The sequence below is a fragment of the Aquimarina rhabdastrellae genome, from assembly GCA_947387485.1.
Lineage (GTDB): Bacteria > Bacteroidota > Bacteroidia > Flavobacteriales > Flavobacteriaceae > Aquimarina.
Genome location: CANDNT010000001.1, coordinates 59248 through 83439, shown reverse-complemented (window position 1 = coordinate 83439; position 24192 = coordinate 59248). Strand labels below are relative to the sequence as shown.

The window sequence follows — 24192 nt, the reverse complement described above, 5'->3', positions numbered from 1 at the left end:
CATGAAACAGGAAATTTCGATTTTTTGGTTTAGAAGAGATCTTAGATTTGAAGATAATGTAGGGCTATATCAGGCATTAAAAGATCAATACAAAGTATTACCTATATTTATTTTTGATGAAAATATTTTAGAAAAACTACCCAAAAATGATGCTAGAGTTCAATTTATTGTATCCTGTTTACAGGATATGCAATTATTTTTGCAAGATGAATTTAATTCGTCTGTAGCAATATTTCACGGAAAACCATTAGCCATTTTTGAAGAGCTATGTAATCAGTATACCATAGCCAAAGTATATACAAATCACGATTATGAACCTTATGCTATACAAAGAGATCATGAAATAGAAACTTTTTTGACGACTCAAGGCATAGCATTTGAAAGTTTTAAGGATCAAGTAATCTACGAAAAAAACGAGATATCTAAAGGAGATAATACACCTTATGTGGTTTATACACCATATATGAAAGCGTGGATGAAAGCGTATCAATTAAGAGAAGTATCCTTTTATCCATCAGAAATACTTTTAAATAATTTATATACGGTTAAGCATAAACAAATAACCTTGGAATCTATTGGATTTAAAACGTCGATAATCAAAGTTAAGCCACATATAGTTTCTCGAGAACTTATTATAAATTATGGTGATACGAGAGATTATCCTGCAAAAAGCAAAGGAACATCAGGTTTAAGTACTCATCTTAGATTTGGAACAGTGAGCATACGTAAACTAATTGATCAAGTAATTAAAGAAGAGAATAAAGTGTTTTGTTCAGAATTAATCTGGAGAGAATTTTTTATGCAGATTCTATGGCATTTTCCACATACTATCAATAAATCATTTAGGGCTAAATATGATCGAATTAAATGGCGCAATAATGAAGAAGATTTTGAAAGATGGAAAAATGGAGAAACAGGTTTTCCTCTTGTAGATGCAGGAATGAGAGAACTTAATGAGACTGGTTTGATGCATAATCGTGTACGTATGTTGGTGGCAAGTTTTTTATGTAAGCACTTACTTATTGATTGGCGTTGGGGCGAGGCGTATTTTGCTGAAAAGTTATTAGATTTTGATCTTTCTGCCAATGTAGGAAATTGGCAATGGGTTGCTGGTTCTGGAGTTGATGCAGCTCCATATTTTAGAATTTTTAATCCTACAACTCAAATTCAAAAATTTGATAAAGACTTGAATTATGTAAGAAAATGGGTTAAAGATTTTGATCAACTCACCTATCTTTCACCTATGATTGATCATAAATATGCTAGAAAACGTTGTTTAGAAACGTATAAAGAAGCTTTATCTTAACTGTTGTTATAAAAAGTATATAGTTGTATAAGTGGTATTTAGATTTATTTTGAATATACGCAGGTATTTTTGTTGAATAAGAATATTTTGTATTTTGTTAAAGCAACCTATATAAATAAACAAATGACAACACAAGAAGTAGCAAATCGACTAGTAACGCTATGTCGTGAAGGCAAAAATATGGAAGCCATGAAAGAGCTTTATGATACTAATATCACAAGTTTAGAGATGGCTGGAGCTCCTAATCCAGAAGTGAAAGGAATCGAGGCTGTTACCGAAAAAAGTAATCAGTGGTATGCCATGGTAGATGAGTTTCATGGTTCTGAAATTTCTGAACCAATTGTAGCAGGAAACCATTTTACCTGTACCATGAAAATGGATGTCACTTTTAAAGACGCAAATCGTGTACAAATGGAGGAAGTAGCAGTTTATACAGTAAATAATGGTAAAATCACACAAGAGCAATTCTTTTACGAATTACCACCACAATCTTAATATTAAGATAAGATGGGCGATTTTTTAAAATTTTAATTTTCTCTTTAGTAAAGAATATTAATTAAAATTATAATCATGTTTAAGCGAAACACTTCGTTCTATATTTTGATATTATGTATCTGTATAGGTCTTGGAGTAATTATTTATGCTTCATGTATTACTTCAGGATTAGAAACATCAAAATGTATAAAAAAAGTAAACTCTAGCATATAAAAGTAAAAGGGATTGATAATTCAATCCCTTTCTATTATTGTCAAATTTGGATACAATTAATTAAGATTTGCTAGCAATCCATGCATCTACTAATTCTTCTAACGTAGTTAATGGCACAGCTCCATTAGTTAATACCACATCGTGGAATTCTCTAATATCAAACTTATCTCCTAATTGCTTTTTGGCTTTAGCTCTTAATTCTTGAATCTTGATCATACCAATTTTATAAGCAGTAGCTTGACTAGGCATAACGATATGTCTCTCTACCATTTTTACAGCATCACTCTCAGCATTTGGTGTATTTGTAACATAATACTCAATACCTTGTTCTCTAGTCCATTTTTTTGCATGTATACCTGTATCTACAACAAGACGACAAGCTCTCCATAATTCCATTGCCAAACGACCAAAATCAGAATATGGATCGCTATACATACCAATTTCTTTAGGTAAGAATTCATTATATAATCCCCATCCTTCTACATAAGCAGTATAACCACCAAATTTTCTAAACTTAGGAATGTCTTTTAACTCTTGAGCAATTGAGATTTGCATATGATGCCCTGGAATACCTTCGTGGTATGCTAATGCTTCCATTTGGTATTTAGGCATAGCTTCCATGTCATATAAATTTGCATAATAAGTACCTGGTCTAGATCCATCTGGAGTTCCTCTTTGATAGAATGCTTTTCCAGCACTCTTTTCTCTAAATGCTTCAACAGCCTTTACTACGATATCTGCTTTAGGTTGCGTAATAAACAATTCATCCATTTTAGATTTCATCGTATCGATAAGTGCTACAGCTTCTTTTAAATAAGCCGCTTTACCTTCAGCAGTATTAGGATAGTAAAATTGTTTATCTTCTTTCATAAACTTAAAGAAATCTTGTAGCGTTCCTTCAAATTTAACTTGCTCTTTGATTTTATCCATTTCAGCATGGATTCTAGCTACTTCAGATAATCCTAATTTGTGAATTTCGTCAGCAGTTAATCCAGTAGTGGTAGTACGTTGTAATGCATTGTTATAAAATGCAGCTCCGTTAGGGAATTTCCATGCACCATCGTCTGTAGTTGCTACAGCTTTTTGAGCTTCTAGTGCAGAAATTAATTGATCATACGCAGGTTTAACACTTTCGTTAAGTGCTTTTTCTGCTGCAGCTATTAAATTTTGCTTTTCTTCGTCAGATAGTTCTATTGCAGCTATTTTACCTTTAAAGTCAGCTAATAAAGTACTTTCGTCTTTGCTAGTATCAAATGGTTTTCCTTTAACGATATTACGACTATCATCAATAACTTTATCAAAAACAAATTTAGGAGGTAAGATTCCTGCTTCTTGTCTTTCTTTAAGATTAGCTACTAATTGATCAAAAACTTTATCTACACCATTTAATCTAGAAATATACGCTTCGGCATCACTTTTATTTTCTATACGATGCATATTGATTAAAAAGGCAGGTAATTCTGCTTGCAATCCATGCATTTGATTTACTGGATAGTTATATAATCTATATTGAAAGTCAGAAATACCGTTTTGTAAATCTTGTTTTAATAAGTTATAACTTAGTAATGTTTCTTTATTTAATAGGGCTGTATCTACAGAATCTGTAATGTATTGTAATCTAGCCTTTGTTTTTGCAAGACTTTTTTCTTCATAAGCTTTAGACATGTCATCCCATTTTCCATAGTCTGCTGTCTTAATCCCTAAATAAGTTTGCATCATAGGTGACTCTTGAACTTCTTCTTGGAAATTTGATTCAAACCAGTCATTAAGCTTCTTTGATGCTTGAGCGATTTCCTCTTGTGTTGGAGGTTTAGGTTCTTGCTGTTTTGGTTCTTGTTTACAGCTTACTGCAAGCACAACCGATAAGAGCAAAAGAGAAAATGATTTTCTTTTCATGGGTTATAATTTAGTTATTGGTTCAATATAGTTAATTCTACAGAAGAATCTCCGTAGACACTATGGGTTTGTTTTGTAAAATCAGACGCATTTGCTTTAAAAATGTTACTAACAAATGTTTGTGGATTTAAATCGATAAGCGGAAACCAGGTACTTTGTATCTGTATTTGTAGTTTATGTCCTTTTTTAAAGGTGTGATGAACATCTTGTAATTTAATGGTTACATCAGTCTTTTGATTAGGTGTAAATGGCTCTGGTTTTGAAAAATCATTTCTAAAACGTCCACGCATAACTTCGCTTCTTACCATCATATGATAGTTAGCCATCTTAAGGTATTTTTGAGTTTCTTCATGATCTTCTGCGTCATTAGGATATACATCAATAACTTTTACCACCCAGTCTGCATCTGTACCTGTAGTAGCTACTTTAAGTTTTGCCAAAATCTCTCCGGCAAGTGTCATATCTTCTGTTAATACTGGTGTTTCATAAACTAATACATCAGGACGACGTGCTGCAAAACGTTGATCGTCTGTCATATATTTTCTAGGAGTAAAAACCATTTTTACATCTTCAGAATATGGTACAGGTTTTTTAGGGTCACTTATAAAATCTGTTTTAGCTGTTGAAGCATTATCAGATAAATTTCCATTTGCATTTAAAAAGAATGATTTTTTTGAAGTATTCTTAGGTGGCCACGAAGTAAATTCTTTCCATTGATTAGCTCCAGTATCATAAATTCTAGCTTCGGCTAAACCTGATTTCTTATCTCCCTTTCCTTTCAAAAAATGATTGAAGAATTTAGTTTCGATATCACGTTGATAGCTTAAAGAAATATCATCTCCAAAATAAACATTACCAATAGCTTGTCTTTTTCTAGCTCTAGACCAATCCCCATGGCTCCAAGGTCCAAAAACAACTGTATTATAATTTGAACTGTTTTTTTCTATGTTTTTATAGGTTTCAAAAGGTCCATATAAATCTTCGGCATCAAATAATCCACCTACAACCATTACAGCAGGTTTAATATCTTTTAAGTGTTGTATGATACCTCTCTTTTGCCAAAACTCATCATAATTAGGATGTTCTTTAAGTTGTGTCCAAAAGATGTTATCCTCTTTATAATATTTATCTAGATTACTCAAAGGACCAGCATCTAAGAAAAATTGATATTGATCTTTACTAGGTAATTCGGGGAATTTATACCAAGAAGTCTTTGTAGGGTTGTCTTTGTCGTATCCAAAAACTGCAGTAGCTCTCCAATAACTTAACAAATAAGCACCATTGTGATGAAAGTCATCAAAAAAGAAATCTCCAATACAAGCTTGTGGAGATACAGCTTTTAATGCAGGATGTGCATCTAATAAAGAATAAGTAGCATAGAATCCAGGATAAGATATTCCCCAAATACCTACTCTACCGTTATTATTTTTTACGTTTTTGACTAACCAATCTATAGTATCATAAGTATCACTAGCTTCGTCAAACTGCTTTCCTTTTTTATTAGGAATATAAGCACGCATATTATCATAGTGTCCTTCACTCATCCATCGCCCTCTTACATCTTGATAAACAATAATGTTGCCTTCTTTCATCAAGAATTCGTTGGGTCCTATCTTACTCCTAAACTGATCTTTTCCATATGGACGAGAACTATATGGAGTACGTTGCATCAAAATAGGATACTTTTTGCTAGTATCTTTAGGACTGTAAATGGTAGTGTGCAATTTTGTTCCATCACGCATAGGTATAGTAACTTCTTGTTTACTATAATGATCTGGAACATTAAATTCTTCTTTTTCTTGAGCAGTTACTGTGCTGAATGTCAATAAACAAATCAGTGCTAAGAATTTAAAATAAAATAGACGCATAGGTAATTATTTTTAAGGTCGTTAATATATAATTACCCAGCGAAGTGCACTACCATTTAAGTAAACTTTAACGTGTAGTGTTAAAATTGATTTATTGATTTTTCTTTACAAAATCAAGTACAGAATCTGGTATTACTATGTGTTCGTTTAACAGCTCATCTGATATAGGTGTTAAAGCTTTTTGTTGAATAGGAATGACTCCTGCCCAATATGATGATTCAAGATCTGATTTATCATCAATAACACCTTCTGCCCTAACTTTTGCCGATGCTGTTGTGATATCGATAGCAAGAACTAGAGTAGCATTGAATTCTTTTTCATTAGGATGACGAATGTTATCCCAATGATTAGGTACCATTTGATTTACAATTTGTTTTAAAGCATCCATCTTTTCAACTGGATCATCTATTTTTCTTACATTACCAAAGATAGAAACTGATCTATAATTTGCAGAATGATGAAAAGCAGAACGCGCAAGAACTAATCCGTCGAGTAAGGTTACAGATAAGCTAGCGTCATTTTGTTCTAATAAACTGAGTAGCATTCTGTTTTTTAAAGAACCGTGTATATAGATGGTTTCTCCTATTCTACCATATGCTGTAGGGATTACAATAGCTTTATTTTGATACACATATCCTACACTACATAAATACGCCGCATCTAATATTGCATGTATTTCTTCTTGGTTATAAGAAGCTCTTTTTGAACCACGTATAACTTTGTTTAATGGAGTTACATTATAATTTTTCATGGTATTAAATTTTTCTTTTTATCAAAAGTAATAGCTTTGTGGTATCTTGTTAACATCCAGTTTTGATATATTAAATAGTCCAGTTATGTTTCCATATAAAACCGAAATTCAACTTGATCGCAAAAATGAACAACCACTATACCTTCAGCTATGTAATCAACTTATTAAATTGATTTTAAATGGGAAATTAATTACAGAAACACGATTACCTAGCAGTAGAGCTATGGCTTCGATACTTGAGATTCATAGAAAAACTGTGCTTAATTGTTACGAAGAATTGATTGCTCAAGGATGGATTTTGACGATACCAGCAAAAGGTACTTTTGTCAATACAAAATTACCCATGGTTACACCTCATAAATTGGATGATACTAATGAGGTATTATCAAATAATATCTCTTTTGAGTTTAAAAAACATTCGTATTTAGAACGAAAACCAATGGTATTATCTGATAAAATATATCATTTAAGTGATGGAATTCCAGATATACGTTTAGCTCCGCTTGATGAAATAGGTAAAATATATAGAAATATACTTAAAAAAGAATATCACCAAAATCTAATGGGATATGGTTCTATTTATGGTAATCTGGCATTACGTAAGGCTTTGGTAACCTATCTTAATCAATCAAGAGGAATTAACATAGATGTATCAAACATCTTAATTACACGTGGTAGCCAAATGGGAATTTATTTAAGTAGTAAACTTCTATTGTATAAAAATAAACATGTAATTGTAGGAGCTACAAATTATAAGACTGTCGATGATACTTTTAAAGAATCCAAAGCTATACTACATTATATACCGGTTGATGACGATGGAATACAGACTGAGGCTATAGAAGAACTCTGTTCAAAACAAAAAATAGCTGCTGTATATGCGACTCCACATCACCATCATCCCACTACAGTAACTTTATCTGCAGCACGTAGAATGCATTTATTAACATTAGCTAATCAATATGGTTTTGCAATTATAGAAGATGACTATGATTATGATTTTCATTATGATAATGCTCCTATTTTACCTTTAGCTAGTAATGACCGATATGGAAGTGTGATTTATTTAGGAGGATTTTCAAAGATAGTTGCTCCAGGAATACGTATAGGATATATAGTCGCTCCAAAAGCTTTTATAGATGAAGCTGCAAAACTACGTAGGATTATTGATCGACAAGGAGATTTAGTCATGGAAACAACATTGGCTACGATGCTTAACAATGGAGATATACAAAGACATATAAAAAAAGCATTACGTAATTATAAAAAACGAAGAGATCTGTTTTGCGAATTATTAGAAAAACATATCTCACAGTTATTCTCATTTACTGTACCTAATGGTGGAATGGCAGTATGGGTACAACTTAAACCTTCTTATGATTGGGAAACCATTACTCCTCTTGCACTTTCACAAGGAATCCAATTTAGTGATTGGACTAGATATGATAATAATAATGCTAAACATCAAGGTATGCGTTTTGGATTTGCTAATTTTAATGAAGATGAAATTATAGAGATTGTAGACAGGCTTAAGTTGTTAGTTAAAAATATGTTAACTCCGTAGATTTACGTTTTAACCATAAAAACATTACGTTGTAAATCGGGATTATCTTTATGGATTTATCGTAGTTTTATTACGCGTAAATTACTCTGTCATATTGCATAAGTTAAGTTTTACTAAAATTTTAAATTATGAAAAAAAACTACATTATCTTATGCTTAATAGCAATTTTATTTTATTTTAATGGAGTTGCTCAAAAATCTATTTTACCTAGTGATTTAATAAAGGAATTTTTAAACTTACCTTATCTTGGAAATAAGGATGTTATTTTATCAATTACAATTGATGAAGATGATTTTTATCTATTTACATTAAAACATGATACAAATGAGAAAAATTTTAAATTAAAACCACTAACCTATCCTGAATTTAAGGCTAAATTAAAAAATGAATTATACAATGTACTAGCTGAAACAATAACAATAGGAAATTCTTCAGGTGAATTAATGAAGATTGGAAATATAGTAGATAGTAATATTGAACCGTACATAAAGACTGAATTTGCAAAAGTAGTAACCTATATTAATACTGAAGAAGAAGAACTAGAAGTTGCAACGATACATTTAAAAGATAATATTAAAGTTTTTAGCTCTTCAGACGAAAAGGAATATGTCGGAGATTTAACAAATGTTAAAGCAGAATTAACATTTTATCATGGTTTTATAGAAAAAATACAAGTTCACGGTGACATGATACTTGGAGGAAAAAAAATAGATATTACGTTTAATAACAAATATTCGATAGGGATTAGCTCTACAGCAAATATCAAAAGGCTGTCAAATAATATATTAAGTTCTGATGAATCTTTTAGCGATAATATAGTAAAATATAGTATTAATGCTATTAAAAAGAAGACAGAAGAATTACTAGCCGATAAAAGAGATAAAGATAAAGTTCTTAAAGAATTATATGACTATTTAGATATCAAAGAATTTTGGAATAATGATGAATCAATAATAAAATCAATTAAAAGTGACTTAAAAACGCATTATAATATTGCTACGCTAGATGAATTTAAAAAAGATATTAATAAACTATATCAATTTTCTTTAAAACAAAATCAATATCGCTTCAATGAAAAAAATATAGAATTATCAGTAAATGTAGGAGATGTAATTCGCTATGTTAAAAAGGTGGATGTTAATGCAAATGATGTAAGTCCGAAAAAGCAATTGGTTTTGCTGGATGATGAAACGCATACAAGTACTAAACTACATAAAGAAAAGTCTACACGTTTATTAGAAGCTATAGTATATACCGACTTTTTAAGTTTAGTAGATGAAGAGAATCCTAATGGGATTGTTCAAACAGAAGTACGTAAACGTTTTAATATTAATACATTTAGAACTGATAGAAAATGGGGACACTATTTTATTCCGCCATTTTTTATTACACGAGCTGCTGAAGGAGTTGGTTTTCTTCAATTTTTTGATGCAGAATTTAAATTATCTAAAATAGAAAAGAATAATAAATTCTTATTACCAGAAGTTAATGGCTCACATACACAATTATCGCTTTACCAACATCGTAATTATTCTATAGGAGGGATTTTTAATTTAGTAAATTTAGAAAATCAGAATGCCAAAGTTAATATGTATTTGAATAGTGGAGTTAATTTTGGACGTAGTGGATACAAATTATCAGATATAGAAACAGCTGAAGAAAAGTTTGTAAATAATATTGAAGTTCCTATCGAATTTCAAATTCACTTGCTACCAGAAAAACGCTTAAGTGTAATGCTTACAGATCGTTTATCTTGGTTTGAAAATTTCAGTAATGATGATGATTTAATTATAAAGTCTAGACAATTAGATGATCCAGAAACTGTGGTAGATTATAGTCGATGGTTAAACACATTTAACATAGGCGTAAATCTTGATTTATCGAGTACTGGCAGATTGTTTTTAAGATATAAATTGGTGCATGATTTTGATAATATAAATAACAATTTTTCTCAATTGCAATTTGGATATTCTTTCTTTATTCTTAAAAATTATGGAGGTAAAGTTTCAAGATAAGTTATAATAGAAAAAGCCGTTAGTTAAGACTAACGGCTTTCAATTTTTATCTAAAATATTAATTATAACTTTCTACGTTTCTTTTCTGTAGATAATAGGTTTAATTCTCTACTCGTTTGTCCTGCAACAGAAGTGTTTTCCTCTGCTCTACGTATCAAATAGGGCATCACATCTCTTACTGGTCCAAATGGTAAATACTTGGCAATATTATAGCCTAGATCAGCAACATTAAAACTAATATGATCACTCATTCCATATAATTGACCAAACCAAACTCTAAAATCATCTTTGGCAATACCTAATTGTTTCATAAGATCTATAGCCAAAGCACTACTGTATTCATTATGTGTACCAATAAATACCGCGATATCTTCTACATTCTCTAAAATATATTTTAGGGTAGTATTAAAATTCTCGTCTGTAGCATTTTTGTCTTTACAAATTGGCGATGGATATCCTTTTTCTTGAGCTCTTTCGATCTCTTTTTCCATATAAGCACCACGTACGATCTTAACACCAATTTTAAATCCTTCTACTTTTGCTTGTGCATGTAATTTTCTTAAGAACTCAAAACGATCATGACGGTATAATTGTAAGGTATTATATACAATAGCTTTTTCCTTATTGTATTTACGCATCATTTCGGTTACTAGGTCATCTGCTGCATCTTGCATCCAGCTTTCCTCTCCATCAATCAAAAGTGCAACATCACAGTCATAAGCTTTTTTACAAACCTTATCAAAACGTTCCACAATACGATCCCACTCCTGCTCTTCTTCACTAGTTAAAGGTGTACCTTCTGTCTTTTTTTGCCAGATTAAGAAACGACCAAATCCTGTAGGTTTAAATACCCCAAAAGGAATGGCATCTTTTTCGTCTGCAAACTCGATGATATGCAATATTTTTTCTAAAGCTTCATCAAACTGGGCTTCTTCCTCTTTTCCTTCTACAGAATAATCAAGTACAGAACTTACTCCTTTAGTATACATTTTATCTATTACAGGAATACAGTCTTCTTCGCTAACTCCGCCACAGAAATGATCAAAAACGGTAGCACGTATCAATCCCTTTACAGGTAAATGTGCTTTTAAAGCAAAATTGGTCACTGCGGTACCAATGCGAACCAAAGGTTCGTTTGAGATCATTTTAAACAAAAAATAAGCTCTTTCTAACTCAGAATCACTTTTAAGAGAAAAAGCAATCTCAGTGTTGTCAAAAATAGTGGTGTTTTTCATTAGTTACACTTTGTTAATCGTATCACAGTTAATTTAAACTACAGAGCAATCAATTAAAATGATCTATAGTTATATAAGCACATCATAATTTTGGTCAAACCTAACAAAATATTTTATAAAAATATCATCAATTTTTGAGATAAAAACTGATCTTAATTAGGTTTTTATTAATATTTAATAGTATCTATTAAGATATGCACAAATATAGGAGTTGTAAGTTTATTTTATTATAAATTCTGCTTATTTTCACGCCAAAAATCGTTTTATGCAACCTATAGTTTCTAAAGACTCTGTAGTATACTTCCAGCAAGAATGCTATGTACAGTTAAATCAGTATTTAACCCAAGCAAATCACTCCAAGATATTTATTCTTGTAGACAGTAATACACACGAATATTGTTTGTCTTATTTAATGAGCAAGATCGAAGGAGATTATGAGATCGAAGTTATTGAAATTGAAGCTGGCGAAATTCATAAAACGATAGAAACTTGTACTGGAGTTTGGAATGTTTTATCAGAGTTAGGCGCAGACCGTAAAAGTTTAATGATTAATCTAGGTGGCGGTGTAGTTACTGATTTAGGTGGTTTTGTAGCTTGTACTTTTAAAAGAGGAATCAACTACATCAATGTTCCTACTTCCTTATTAGCTATGGTAGATGCTTCTGTAGGTGGTAAAACGGGTGTTGATCTAGGAAATCTTAAAAATCAAGTAGGTGTCATTAGTGAGTCAGAGATGGTTTTAGTTGATACCGAATATTTAACAACACTCCCTGCTAATCAAATGCGTAGCGGATTAGCTGAAATGCTAAAACACGGGTTAATTAAGGATAAAGCTTACTGGAATAAACTCAAAGATTTGTCAAATCTTACATTGAATGATCTAGGACAACTTATTTATGATTCTGTTGTGATTAAAAACGAAGTTGTGCTTGTAGATCCTACAGAACAAGGATTACGTAAAATATTAAATTACGGACATACTTTGGGTCATGCTGTAGAATCTTATTATTTAACCCATCCAGAGAGAGAAACATTGTTACATGGCGAAGCAATTGCTGTAGGAATGATTATGGAAGCTTATATTTCTGCCGAACTTTTATCCTTATCAAAAGAACAACTAGACGAAATAAAAGAAGTTATTTTGGCTACTTTTCCAAAGATTACTATTCCAGATGAAGATCGTAAAGAAATATTAAAACTATTGGTACACGATAAGAAAAATAGCAATGGTAATATCAATTTTGTATTGCTTACAGCAATAGGAGATACGAAAATTGATTGTGTAGTAGAGGAAAAATTATTGCTAGCTTCTTTTGACTATTACTTAAATTAAAATAAAGTTGAATCGATATAAAAAAAGGTAATATGATTTTAATTCATATTACCTTTTTTCTTAAGTTATGATTTGTTTTCTAATAGAAAGTGAAAGTCTGATAAATGAGAGTTTCTGAATCCTCTTTAAGTTAATAACATTCTACTTCGTTGTTCAACGCTTTTTTAATTCTGTTATTCCAATTATTTCAGTCAATTTATTAATTCCACTTTTAGAGATAACTCGAAAGCCTATTTCTAAAAAAATAAATCTCATAACTAGAATTGTCATAACAAGAGGAAATATCACTTCTAATTTATTTTGAATTATTGCAGTAATTATTCCTGAAATCACAAATAGAACTATCGTTATAAAAAGGACTTTAAAAATTCTACCAGTTTTAATTTTCAAAATTCCTTTCTTATTTTTCAATTTACCTTTCAGAACACAAATTTCTCCAATTAATTTTTTTGAAAGTTTTATTTCAAACGAATCATTTTTAATTTCTCCTATAAATACTTGATTATTCCAGTTTGAAACATATTGTTCTTTCAACAAAGTTTGATTTTCTAATTCTGATATAGCTAATGAACTATCTTTATTTAATTCGATTGAATAATCGTTTTCGGGAAATATTCTCATTCAGTTCAAAGTTTAAAAATACCAATACACTTTTTCAAGTACTCAGGCTACTATTATTTGTATTATTATTTTTAGATTCTATTAATTTCAATGCTTCTTTAGCTAATTCGGAAATATTTTTAGTTGAATATAGAACATCAAATTCATTGGATTCAAAATCATCCCATTGAAGTCCGCTGTATCTATTAATTTTTGTTTTATTATTTAATTCTGCTCTAATACTATCGCTACATTTCTCAAAGTAATTTGATCCAGCAACCTCGATTGCTAGAACCTTCATAGTATTGTTTTTTGATTGAATTAATTTGTTCAGTACTTCGATCGAATAATCAAAATCTATTTTGTTGATTTTCCTAAACCAAATCATAATCTGATATTCAATTTCTTCATCATTTTCAATTAATAAATCACATAAATTTTCTTGAAAAAATGCTCTCTTTTCTATATCAGTAGCCTTATTAGAAATCGATTTACCACTTTTAGTTTGTATAACTAAAAGCTGACTATCTAAGTACTTTATACTTTTCAATTCACCAGTTAGATAATATTTGAAAATAATATTATCTAATTTATTCCAATGATAGATCAGAATGCCATCATCTGAATAAATCTTAGTGAATTTTTCGGTAGTAATGTTTTTTTGTTTTTTAATATTTCTGAGTATTAATTAAGTACTACTTTCAAATATAGTGGAAATAGAAAAATGATTGTAATACTATTAATTTTTAATGGTATACAATGTCGGTTCTGTTATTCCCAAGCTTAAAAAAGCTTCTTTATTGAGTTCAAAATGAAATTGCGACATCTCATTAAGATATACTTCAAGAGGCGCTAATCCTATTTGGGTTCTTCTAGTATTGACATGAATACTATCCTTTAGATTTATAGGGTATGCTTGGCATTTTTTCCAGTTATAATCAACTTGAGTACCATAAACTTGCTGTTTACCTGTATTGATTTGTACACGATCTACAAGATATCCATAGTCTGAAGGTTTTGCATTTCCATTAAGCACTTCAATTTTCATCTTTGCTAATACTCTTTTTTGAAATGCTGGTGTATGATCAAGATGTTGAATCAGAGTCCAAAAAATACTAGAACCACGTTCTCCTACCAAGTCATATCCTAAAAAGCCATATTGATTAAACAGGGCTTCAATTCTTTTTTGATTACTAACAAACACGCTGTCCTTAAAAGAGTTCCATTCTTTTTCAGAAAGTTTTTTATAGCTTCCTTTTTGAACACCAGCAGCAATCTGATCAATTTTAAATAATTGTTCTAGTTCGTTTAATATTTCTTGATTGAATTGTGATTTCTTATTTTTTGAAGTTTCTTGACTATAACTACTTAATGTGATTGTAAATAAAAGAAGCATTAGTATTCTATTCATATCAGTGTTTTTCAATATTGATTTAATATAAAGACAAGAGAATTAAAAATTAGTTGCATCAGAGTATAAAAAAACTCACTTGTATATTTATTACAAGTGAGTTTCTATATTAGTCATAAAAAGATCTTATTGTTTGTCTATCAAGAAACGATCATATTTTTGTTGATTGCTTCTAAATTTTAATAAATTCCTAAATTGATACATCTTTCTAGGTTCTGGAGCATAATCGTATGCAAAAATCATCAATTTCAAACGATCATCTTCAAAATTGAATTTATTAAAAATGATACGTAATTGTGGCATATCAAAACAATGCTTACTAATCAATTTTTGTGCTAATTTTCTTTTATTATCTCTAAAAGGTTCAGCATCTAGACTTTGTTGTACGAATCTAAACTCATCTGCATCAACAACACAAACTTCTTCAATTATTTCGATTTCTTCTATCTGGTCAACATCACGATTGATAAAACGTAATAATTCTTCTTTATAATAGCTGTGATTTAAAATTTGAGCAGCTGCATCAAAATGTCCAAGATCATATACTCTATTAGAAGCAAATTTTAAAAAGCTTAACTTATCACGCTCAAGATCTAACTCTAATCCTAACTTCATTACTTGAGCTGTAGAAAAACAAGTACGTAATACTTCTTGCTTGATAAAACGTAAACGTTCTTTTTCATCATATGGTAAACGTAAATTCGTAATATAACTATCAAAATTACGATCACTCATAGGTCTTCTACAATTGATACCGTTACGCCCTCTATAACGTCTAGCATCCGGAAAATCTATATGACTATGTGGATCAACCTCTTCATCCACTATAATTACACGTTCTTTGGCTATCGTTTCGTGATATAGCTTGATCGCAAAAGAGAATCTCTCAAAAATGTTGAATACATTAAAAAAGTTTTGTTTATCAACTATATTAGGATATACCCTAGCAGATAGTTTAAACTTTGATCTATCATTAGGCATTAACCTTGCTATTTCTATTAAATCTCTAGTAGTGGTTCCTCTGCGACGATGAAAAAAGTTGATAGAAGATGACAATTGCCTCTCACTATTCTTTTCTGCTTGAATAGAGGATCTCATTTTAGAGAGTTCTTTTTCGGCTTTTAGATCTTTTTGACCTTGTATAGCAACTACACTCATAAGGCATATTGCTAAAAGTAAGTAGAATTTTTTCATATCGTCTTGGTTTTAATTCATTGAGTCAAATCACCATTTCCTTAACGGAAAATATTAAAGCTCATTATGTTTAACGTTTTTTAATTACACTAGTGTTTTTGTTTGTTGGAATCTAATTAAACAGAATCCGTGCCAAAATCATAATTATATCTTAATTTTCCTATTTTTGTCGATATAAAAACCCAGAAAAACTCTAAGTATTCATGAAAGTTTGCATAGCCGAAAAACCTAGTGTAGCCCGCGAAATTGCTGCTGTTTTGGGAGCTAAAACAAAGCGAGATGGATATTTTGAAGGCAATGGATACGCCGTTACCTATACTTTTGGACATTTATGTACACTTTTTGAACCTAACGACTATAAACCTCATTGGAAAAGTTGGGATTTAAATAACCTGCCTATGCTTCCTGAAAAGTTTAAAACCAAAGTAGTGGAAGATTCAGGAATTCAAAAACAATTTAATATTGTAAAAAACCTTTTTAAGCAAGCAGATATTGTTATTAATTGTGGCGATGCAGGTCAAGAAGGAGAATTAATTCAGCGTTGGGTTATAGAACAAGCAGGTTATACAGGAGAAGTACAACGTTTATGGATTTCGTCATTAACGACAGAAGCTATAAAAGAAGGTTTTGAAAAGTTATACCCAGCGACACAATATGATAATTTATACTATGCAGGATTCTCTAGAGCTATAGGAGATTGGCTATTAGGGATGAATGCTACACGTTTGTATACTGTTAAGCATGGAGGTTATAAACAAGTATTATCTATAGGGAGAGTACAAACTCCCACGCTGGCGATGCTGGTACATCGTTTTAAAGAAATTCAAAATTTTAAACCACAAGCATATTGGGAGTTACAAACTTTATATAGGGAAACTACTTTTAATTGTGAAGAAGGCCGTTTTTTAAAGAAAGAAGAAGGAGAAGCTTTTGCAGAAAAAGTAAAGCAACACGAATTTGAAATTGTATCGATTACCAAAAAGAAAGGTAAAGAATATGCACCTAAATTATTTGATTTAACGGGGCTACAGGTATACTGCAATACAAAATTTGGACTATCGGCAGATGAAACCTTAAAAATAGCTCAACGATTGTATGAACAAAAAGTAATTACCTATCCTAGAGTTGATACCACATTTTTACCAAATGACATTTATCCTAAGGTACCAGGGATTCTAAACCAACTATCTAAGTATGAACCTTTGATCACTCCTATTTTAAGTCAAGGGAAAATTAAAAAATCAGCAAAGGTCTTTAATGACAAAAAAGTAACCGATCACCATGCGATTATACCTACAGGAGTAGAAATCAATTTACAGTACAATCAACAATTGGTATACGATAGTATTGTCAAGCGATTTATTGCAGCTTTTTATGACGAATGTATAGTTGCTAATACTGCTGTAATAGGAAAAGCTGGAGATGTTTCTTTCAAAACTACTGGAAAGGTCATTTTAGAAAAAGGATGGCGAGTTGTTTTTGAAAATCCCAATGCAACCAAAAAAGAATCCGGAATCTTACCTGAATTTATAAAAGGAGAAAAAGGTCCTCATGAACCCTCTTTTCTAGAAAAAGAAACAAAACCACCAAAACAATATACCGAAGCCTCTTTATTGAGAGCAATGGAAACAGCCGGTAAGCAAGTTGATGATGAAGAAATGCGGGATCTAATGAAAGAGAATGGTATAGGTAGACCATCAACACGTGCTAATATTATAGAAACACTCTTTAAACGAAAGTATATTGAGCGTAATAAAAAGCAAATATTACCAACACAAACAGGTATACAGCTTATCGATACCATCCAGAATAAATTATTAAAATCGGCAGAATTGACGGGTAGATGGGAAAAACAATTAAAAGAAATTGAAAGAGGAAATTACCCAGCCAGAGGATTTATCAAGGGGATGAAGCAAATGGTTGATCAATTGGTTTATGAAGTACGTATGGAAACACATAGAGCCAATATAAGCCATACCACAAGTGCTCCAACAAAGCCTGTAAAAGCAAAAAAAGACACTAAAGATATACTTCAAGTTAAATGTCCTAAGTGCAATAAAAACAATTTGTTAAAAGGTAAGAAAGCTTATGGTTGTAGTGGGTTTAAAGCAGGTTGTGATTTTGTATTGCCATTTGCCTTTATGCAAAAGAAAATTTCTGAAAAGCAATACTTAAGATTGATAGAAAAAGGATGTACAGTTAATCTAAAAGGATTTAAATCTGAAAATGAAACTGTAGAAGGTCTTATGCGATTTGACGATGAATTTAAATTAGTTTTTGAAAAAAAGAAAGTAGGTCTTAAAAAGGAAAAAATAAGTATTCCAGATCCTATTCCTTGTCCCAAGTGTACCAAAGGAACTGTTGTAAAAGGTAAAACTGCATATGGATGTAGTGCATATAAAGAAGGATGTAATTTTAGATATACCTTTGAAAATTTAAAAGCTAATGCCCAAGGGCAACAATTAACAAAAGAATTAGTTTACAAACTCATTAATGGAAAATAGTACTTCACCGCTACCCCATCGTCATTTTATGCTATATAAACCTTATGGCTACTTAAGTCAGTTTATTAATAATGGACAAAAGCAAAATTCAAAACGCTTATTAGGAGAATTACACAGTTTTCCAGAAGGTACTATGTCTATAGGAAGATTAGATGAAAAATCTGAAGGATTATTATTGCTTACCACAGATGGTAAAGTGAGTAATTATATCAATAGTAGAAAAGTAGAAAAAGAATACTACGCATTAGTTGACGGAGCTATTACTGACGAAGCGATTCAAAGTATGCGTGATGGTGTTCAAATAGGCATTAACGGAAAAAAATACTTAACAAAACCATGTAAAGTTGAACGTTTAAACGAAATTCCAGAGTTGCCAGAGCGAAAAAAGAAGATTAGAGATATGCGTCATGGCCCTGTTACATGGATAGCTGTAACCCTAACCGAAGGGAAGTTTAGACAAGTTAGAAAAATGACTTCTGCAGTGGGATATCCTACCTTACGTTTAGTTCGAGTGCGTGTTGGTCATTTACACATAGGCAAAATGCAACCTGGTGAATGGGAAGAAATGAATTCTTTTATGTTATAATTGATTGTAAAATAGCTATTTAAAATAATTATAAATAACGTATTACTAAAAAGTTAATGTGTATCCTTTTTACCGTAAAATACACCTAATTCCTTTTTATAAAAACTTGTACGAAGCCCCCATTTTAACCCTAAAGTTAAGTCCGTAGTTTTAGGCTAAGCTTTCCGTAAGTGTATCGTGTTGATATGCTGTAATTTAGTATTGCAATTATTGATCAATATCGCAGCGAAATTCAAACAACTTTACAAATACTAAAACAAAATCAAATGGAAGTACAAGTTAAACATCAATCAGTTATTGGAACTAATAATGAAATTAACTGGGACGGAGGACAAAGAATCACTCTTAGAGATCAACAAACAGCTGTTTGTGAAGGATTAAAGGCAGGTCAGTTATACGGAATATTCTTTTACAATGCTAGTCAAAGTGATCACGATATTGATGTTATTGTAAACTGGAGTAATGGTAGTTTACCTGTAACAATAAAAGTACCTGGTACTACAGGAAACAATGGGTTAGCATCTGTTGCTTTAGTTTCTGGAAGTGAAACTAATACTGTTTCTGTATCTATTAAAACTGATGAAGGTAGTGGTTCAAATGCAGTTGATACTTGGATTGGTAGTGTAGGTATGCCTATTAATACTGCTGGATTAATTAATCAAGAAATGCCAATTAACGAGAACATGCCTTTTGACAAGTTCAGAAGATATTACAGAGTACCTTCTTCTCAATGGTATAACCTTACTATCAACAGCAACAGAACTCAGTTTATGAGTATTCAGTTTATAGAAAACCAAGCTACAGTTTTTATTGTTAATCCAGGACCAAACGCTGAAGCTTTTGTAACAGGAATAGGAAGTGTTACAGAAAATAAAGATTTTACAATTGTAAAGCCTAAATCAGGACAACCACAAACAATTACTAATCCATTATTTGGTAATGGAGGACAATTTGTATGGATGAACATTGATTCTCAGCAAAATTCTGACGATTCAAACATCATTTTACAACAACTTTAATATTAAGTTTAGTATTACGATATAATTAAGAAGGAGGCTTTTATAGCCTTCTTTTTTGTTTAATTAAATGTAAATATTAAGTTATGAGTATGTTATGATTTATAAAATTCATTCATAATATCGAAAAATACAGAATAAACCTACAAGCATAAATCTTCTTTCTTTAGCCTAAAGTTAAGTCCGTAAATAGTTGATTTACAAACCTCAATAAATTGGGTTACACATTGATTACCTTAGCATAGCAATTACTTAATGATTATCGCGATACTATATTTTGAGTGTTTGCATGTTAAAAAATATTCAAACAAAACAAATCAATTATGTCAACAGAGAAAAAACAATTAGGATTGTTTCACGTTAATTATGAAGTAAGAATTGGAAGACCTGATCAACCAATAGTAGGAGATGTAAGATTAAATTTAAGCCTTGCGGTATATACTCCAGGAAAAACAGTAAGTGGTATAGCACATATTACTCAAGCAACTAACCCACCACTAGATCAACACAGTAAAGTATCTGGAAATTATACGTATTTAACGGTAATGCCTAATAACTCACATATTTTGGTAACTGCTACTGGTTTTCCAGATATTCACTGGCCAGATGGAGCAGGTCACGGACTACAATTACAACCTAATTTTGAATTGCGTATGGTGCTAGAAGATGATTGGCAAACAGGACGTGCAAATTTTAAATACAGAGATCCTAACGGAAATTGGCAAGAAGCTAATGACTTTTATGTGCAAGCAGTAAATTCATTTGAAATAGCAAAAGAACCAGCGTTATCATAAACACATTTTAACTTACTTTTTCATTATCATTAAGCAACAGTAATTACTACTGTTGCTTTTTTTTATGCATAAAAAAACCAAAACCCTTAATTTCTTAAGACATTTTGGTTCCTCACTATATATAGAATACTATCCTTATTTGATGATATTCATCGTCATGGGATAATATGGATGCTCTCCATTACTTGTTTTTATAGCATTAAGAATTGGAAAAACGATAGTGATGATTCCTATAGCGATTAATCCCAAAGCACCTAGACCTATTAATAAAATCAACGGTACACAGATAAGACTATAAATAAACATACTGATCTGGAAATTTAAAATTTGCTTTCCGTGGTCATCCATATCTACTACTTTATCTCTTTGTGTGATCCATAGTATTAACGGAACTATAAAACCTCCTACTCCGGTCATTAAACTTAATAATTGTGATAAATGGGTTATGACTAAAAATTGATTATCGTTTCTCATGGTTTTACTTTTTTTGGTTATTGATTACAAAATTGCTAATTAAATTAGCATTACATCTACATGACGATAATGCTTTAGTTTTGTTACAGTATTTTAATCTTTTTTAACATTTATTTGTGAAAAAAATTATTCGATAACATGAGGTTTTCGACAAAACATACTTTTTTCCTAATATTATTAGCTATTTACTTTTAAGTTTTAGTGTTACTATCAGAAGCTTGTTATAAACTATCCCTAAATAATTAGATTATACATGATATAAAAACTTTATGACATTAATACTACTGTTTATGATTCTTAAATTACTGTTGGTGTCATTAAGACAAATTATAACTATTACATATTACAACTTTGTGCCTGTGGTAATAAGAGAAGGATATTCGATTAAGTAGCTACTATCTTTTCTTATAACAACAGGCGGAATCTGAAAAGCCTATTAATAAAAGAGTAAGAAATCATAAAAGTTAACATATGCCAATAGCAGCAAAAGATATCGTTAGTGCATTAAAATTAGTCCCAGAAGCAAGAAGAAAAGTATGGGTTGGTGGTTTTTTAAAAAGACGTTTAATTAAGTTTTATGTGGGTGAAGGATTTAAGATAAATCCAGAGTCTATAAAAGAATTAGCAGAATCTGGAAAAAAGACAAACGGAACGTCTACAGATGAAGAAGTACAACAAAAAGCTGCATTTTTATGTGCTTTAACAGCTCAATTAAAAGAGTTTAATGATGCGTATGAAGGAGCTATTGCTTCTGGAGATTATGACAGATTATACGACGCTATTTTGGATAGTTGTGATTTAAGAGCCGAATCAGGTTATGATAAAGTAAAAGGTATATTTTCAAAAAAATAAACCTTATTATAAAAGAAGCCGACTATACAGTCGGCTTCTCCATTAAAACTTAATACCTTAACAAATACGATGATTATTTGATGATTAATTTTTGTGTTACTGTTTCTCCTGTATTAGATTCAACTTTAACTAGATAAATTCCTGTAGTTAAAGCCATTTCTCTAGCAGAAAAAGTATTTAAACCTTCAGTCAAAGCAATAGTTGCTTTCTTTTGTCCTAAAATAGTATAGATTGAAGCAGAAACTTCTTCACCATTTAAGCGTTTTAAATAAAAAGAAAACGCGTCACTAGCTGGATTAGGCACTACTTTAATACTTGATAAGATTCCTTCATCCTCATCACCTAAAAGTGGCGTTGCAGACTCTAACTCGGCAACCAATTCTTCTGAAGTTAATGAGCTTCCACAAGAACCTTCATAGATTTTAACATTGCTAAATACTGAAGTGTTTCCGCTACCTGCATCATTATCATTAATAAATACTAATCTATCCATAGTTCCAGTATAGAAATTCCCTACAGGAATAGTATAAGTAACTGTACCAGATCCAGGATAATTGTCATAGTTTCCTACTCCGTAGTTTTGTGTACCATATACTCTAAAATACCTAGAAGACGTCAATGAGTTGTTATCTTCAAAACCTACGGCGTGAATTTCGCCTTGAGCGGTACTACTAAACTGAAACTCAATAACAGTATTTGATGTAACAGTATAATTATAGCTAATACTCTTCCATGTATTGTTTTGTAATGATAAAGAAGCTCCACCGTTTTGAATAACAAAGTTACCTGCACTATCTTGATTAGAGAACGAATTGATCTGGAAATCATTAAAATCAATTGTAGTACATCCATCTGGAGGAGTAGTAGTACCTCCTAGATCCATAGCTTCCCAAAAATCAGTAATCGTAGCTCTAGCACCATAGTTACTTCCAGTTCCGCTTGTTCTACAACCACCATAAGCATGTACTCCTACAGCATTTCCTGTAGCAGCATCGATGATAGGACTACCAGAATTTCCTCCAGTAGTATCTGTTTGATAACGAACAAAAGTATTGGTTACACTAGCAGTAGGTCCTGTATGTGTTTGCTGTGTTTGATTGTCAATACCTGTATCTGTCCCAAAACCAGTAATTGTGATCGAATTACCAGGACTAGATTGCACAACGTTAAATGATTTTCCTTGCGCTTCTATAGGAGTAAGCCCAGTTTGTGTATTAGCACTAGCTGTAAAAACAGCCCAATCTGTAGCGGGTTGACCTCGTACATAATCAGTAATAAAGTTACCTATAGGATACTGATCTTCTGGTCCTGGATGAACGATAGATCTATCTGGATTTGATTTAGGTACATTAAATTCGATTAATTGTGCTCTACTTCCTGTACAATGTCCAGCGGTTACTAATTTACCATTAGTAATAATCCATCCTGTACATCCTATAGGTACAATTCTTCCTATAGCATCGTCTGTTGAGTCTACTCTATTATCTACAGATCCACATTGAGAACGTTGTGTATCATTGTCAGGCTCACCTACTCCTATTTCGGCTATAGTAAATCCGATTTCACTTTCTCCAGCAGCAATATTTAAAGTAACTGTTACTGCATCTCCATTAAAATAAGCACTAGAGTTTTTCCATTTCTTTAAACTCTCTGCTGTAAGTGTTTGTGTTGCTCCATCTAAGTTTGATGTAATCGTAATTGTACTATTGTTACCTAGATTAACATCATCAAAGAATAAACGTAACCATGTAGCACCATTTTCAGATACGGTTTCAGTAATTTCTTCTGATTGATTTTTGGCAGTATTTGTATCAGATTTTATACTTACATTATAAGGGATATAATGTCTAGGTAATTCTTCTTGCGCTTTCGCGAAAAGCGAAACCATAAAAAATGCTATAACAAGATAGCAATGAAAAGATGTTGAGAGATTAAACTTCCTAAATTTAAATGTGTTTGTGTGTAGTGATTTCATAAAAAGTAAATTTTAATCGTATAATTAAGGTATTAAGTATTGACAAAATATATAAGCTTTGGCGTTAAACGCTTAGCCAGTATTCCGTATAAATCCCTTTACTTTTAAAA

20 protein-coding genes are annotated in these 24192 nt (G+C 31.2%); 10 read left to right on the top strand and 10 right to left on the bottom strand.

What is annotated here, in order from left to right:
* Position 1 precedes the first annotated feature (1 nt).
* Both ACYEKI_RS00400 and ACYEKI_RS00395 read left to right on the top strand, forming a co-directional pair.
* The gene (locus ACYEKI_RS00400; protein WP_459209162.1) at positions 2-1306 is read left to right on the top strand and encodes a cryptochrome/photolyase family protein; all 1305 of its coding nucleotides are present in this window, start codon (positions 2-4) and stop codon (positions 1304-1306) included.
* A 123-nt stretch (positions 1307-1429) separates the two neighbouring features.
* A complete protein-coding gene (locus ACYEKI_RS00395) occupies positions 1430-1801 on the top strand; it encodes a SnoaL-like domain-containing protein (RefSeq protein WP_459209161.1) in 372 nt (123 codons plus the stop codon).
* A gap of 273 nt (positions 1802-2074) precedes the next feature.
* Here the strand turns inward: ACYEKI_RS00395 and ACYEKI_RS00390 are convergent, their stop codons facing one another.
* The 3 genes from ACYEKI_RS00390 to ACYEKI_RS00380 all read right to left on the bottom strand — a co-directional run bounded on the left by ACYEKI_RS00390 (position 2075) and on the right by ACYEKI_RS00380 (position 6529).
* Entirely contained in the window at positions 2075-3910 is a 1836-nt protein-coding gene (locus ACYEKI_RS00390; protein ID WP_459209160.1) for a DUF885 domain-containing protein, read from the bottom strand.
* Between the two features lie 14 nt (positions 3911-3924).
* Positions 3925-5778 carry a CocE/NonD family hydrolase gene (locus ACYEKI_RS00385; RefSeq protein WP_459209159.1) on the bottom strand — a complete coding sequence of 618 codons (1854 nt, stop codon included), beginning with the start codon at positions 5776-5778 and terminating at the stop codon, positions 3925-3927.
* A 91-nt stretch (positions 5779-5869) separates the two neighbouring features.
* A complete protein-coding gene (locus ACYEKI_RS00380) occupies positions 5870-6529 on the bottom strand; it encodes a pyridoxamine 5'-phosphate oxidase family protein (protein WP_459209158.1) in 660 nt (219 codons plus the stop codon).
* Positions 6530-6614: 85 nt separating this feature from the next.
* On the opposite strand from ACYEKI_RS00380, the gene pdxR reads away from it, so the two are divergent.
* Together pdxR and ACYEKI_RS00370 are read left to right on the top strand one after the other, a co-directional pair.
* Positions 6615-8093 (top strand): MocR-like pyridoxine biosynthesis transcription factor PdxR, encoded by a 1479-nt coding sequence (gene pdxR, locus ACYEKI_RS00375; RefSeq protein ID WP_459209157.1) that lies wholly within the window; start codon positions 6615-6617, stop codon positions 8091-8093.
* A gap of 128 nt (positions 8094-8221) precedes the next feature.
* Positions 8222-10108 (top strand): hypothetical protein, encoded by a 1887-nt coding sequence (locus tag ACYEKI_RS00370; protein WP_459209156.1) that lies wholly within the window; start codon positions 8222-8224, stop codon positions 10106-10108.
* Positions 10109-10170: 62 nt separating this feature from the next.
* On the opposite strand, the gene ACYEKI_RS00365 is transcribed toward ACYEKI_RS00370, so the two are convergent.
* Entirely contained in the window at positions 10171-11343 is a 1173-nt protein-coding gene (locus tag ACYEKI_RS00365) for a proline dehydrogenase family protein (RefSeq protein WP_459209155.1), read from the bottom strand.
* A 265-nt stretch (positions 11344-11608) separates the two neighbouring features.
* On the opposite strand from ACYEKI_RS00365, the gene aroB reads away from it, so the two are divergent.
* A complete protein-coding gene (gene aroB / locus ACYEKI_RS00360) occupies positions 11609-12676 on the top strand; it encodes a 3-dehydroquinate synthase (protein ID WP_459209154.1) in 1068 nt (355 codons plus the stop codon).
* 153 nt (positions 12677-12829) lie between these two features.
* Here the strand turns inward: aroB and ACYEKI_RS00355 are convergent, their stop codons facing one another.
* From ACYEKI_RS00355 to ACYEKI_RS00340, 4 genes are all read right to left on the bottom strand, one after another.
* Positions 12830-13297: a hypothetical protein gene (locus ACYEKI_RS00355; protein ID WP_459209153.1), complete on the bottom strand. Its 468-nt coding sequence runs from the start codon at positions 13295-13297 to the stop codon at positions 12830-12832.
* 34 nt (positions 13298-13331) lie between these two features.
* On the bottom strand, positions 13332-13826 hold the full coding sequence (locus tag ACYEKI_RS00350) for a hypothetical protein (protein ID WP_459209152.1): 495 nt from the start codon (positions 13824-13826) through the stop codon (positions 13332-13334).
* A 189-nt stretch (positions 13827-14015) separates the two neighbouring features.
* Positions 14016-14687: a DUF6624 domain-containing protein gene (locus tag ACYEKI_RS00345; RefSeq protein ID WP_459209151.1), complete on the bottom strand. Its 672-nt coding sequence runs from the start codon at positions 14685-14687 to the stop codon at positions 14016-14018.
* A 126-nt stretch (positions 14688-14813) separates the two neighbouring features.
* Positions 14814-15881, bottom strand: a complete 1068-nt coding sequence (locus ACYEKI_RS00340) for a DUF4476 domain-containing protein (protein ID WP_459209150.1) — start codon at positions 15879-15881, stop codon at positions 14814-14816.
* 203 nt (positions 15882-16084) lie between these two features.
* On the opposite strand from ACYEKI_RS00340, the gene ACYEKI_RS00335 reads away from it, so the two are divergent.
* From ACYEKI_RS00335 to ACYEKI_RS00320, 4 genes are all read left to right on the top strand, one after another.
* Complete coding sequence (locus ACYEKI_RS00335) at positions 16085-18385, top strand: type IA DNA topoisomerase (RefSeq protein ID WP_459209149.1); 2301 nt, start codon at positions 16085-16087, stop codon at positions 18383-18385.
* On the top strand, positions 18375-18971 hold the full coding sequence (locus tag ACYEKI_RS00330; protein WP_459209148.1) for a pseudouridine synthase: 597 nt from the start codon (positions 18375-18377) through the stop codon (positions 18969-18971). The genes ACYEKI_RS00335 and ACYEKI_RS00330 overlap by 11 nt, the downstream gene beginning before the upstream one ends.
* 266 nt (positions 18972-19237) lie before the next feature.
* The gene (locus ACYEKI_RS00325; protein ID WP_459209147.1) at positions 19238-19990 is read left to right on the top strand and encodes a hypothetical protein; all 753 of its coding nucleotides are present in this window, start codon (positions 19238-19240) and stop codon (positions 19988-19990) included.
* Between the two features lie 320 nt (positions 19991-20310).
* Entirely contained in the window at positions 20311-20781 is a 471-nt protein-coding gene (locus tag ACYEKI_RS00320) for a DUF1842 domain-containing protein (protein ID WP_459209146.1), read from the top strand.
* A 135-nt stretch (positions 20782-20916) separates the two neighbouring features.
* On the opposite strand, the gene ACYEKI_RS00315 is transcribed toward ACYEKI_RS00320, so the two are convergent.
* Positions 20917-21255, bottom strand: a complete 339-nt coding sequence (locus ACYEKI_RS00315; RefSeq protein ID WP_459209145.1) for a DUF4870 domain-containing protein — start codon at positions 21253-21255, stop codon at positions 20917-20919.
* A 471-nt stretch (positions 21256-21726) separates the two neighbouring features.
* Between ACYEKI_RS00315 and ACYEKI_RS00310 the strand changes: the two genes are divergently transcribed.
* Positions 21727-22107 (top strand): hypothetical protein, encoded by a 381-nt coding sequence (locus ACYEKI_RS00310; protein WP_459209144.1) that lies wholly within the window; start codon positions 21727-21729, stop codon positions 22105-22107.
* Between the two features lie 73 nt (positions 22108-22180).
* On the opposite strand, the gene ACYEKI_RS00305 is transcribed toward ACYEKI_RS00310, so the two are convergent.
* Complete coding sequence (locus ACYEKI_RS00305; protein ID WP_459209143.1) at positions 22181-24082, bottom strand: T9SS type A sorting domain-containing protein; 1902 nt, start codon at positions 24080-24082, stop codon at positions 22181-22183.
* Between the last annotated feature and the right edge of the window lie 110 nt (positions 24083-24192).